This is a genomic window from Limosilactobacillus panis DSM 6035, from assembly GCF_001435935.1.
Classification (GTDB): Bacteria; Bacillota; Bacilli; order Lactobacillales; family Lactobacillaceae; genus Limosilactobacillus; species Limosilactobacillus panis.
In genome coordinates, this window is record NZ_AZGM01000139.1 from 1 (window position 1) to 323 (window position 323).

A 323-nucleotide genomic window follows, 5' to 3' on the forward strand; every position below is an offset into this window, starting at 1 on the left:
CTAAAACTTGAAAGCACTCAAAAGGGCTAAAGCCCATACCAACTCTGGCTTTTCTTTAATAAAATTAGTTTCAAACGGCTGCTTGAAGAATGGTTTGAACATTATGCGGTAAATAAGCCATGAATTGATTAATTGTTTGATCGATGAAGTCTACTTCCTGTGACTGTAATGTCTTCAATAGGTAGACCAATGCCTCAATAAATTTAACTTCTGGCAAGCTATCATTCATCAGATAGAATAAGTCACCAAGTGTCCGGTCGTCTTTATTAAGCCGCTCTTGCCAGGCTAAAAGAAGGTAAGTCATCGCCGTGACAGTAATTTGG

The 323-nt window shown here is 38.4% G+C and carries 1 pseudogene; it reads right to left on the reverse strand.

Annotated features, from left to right (window positions below):
* Nucleotides 1–70 precede the first annotated feature (70 nt).
* Nucleotides 71–323: pseudogene (locus tag FD32_RS08510) on the reverse strand (IS4 family transposase); the annotation flags it as partial.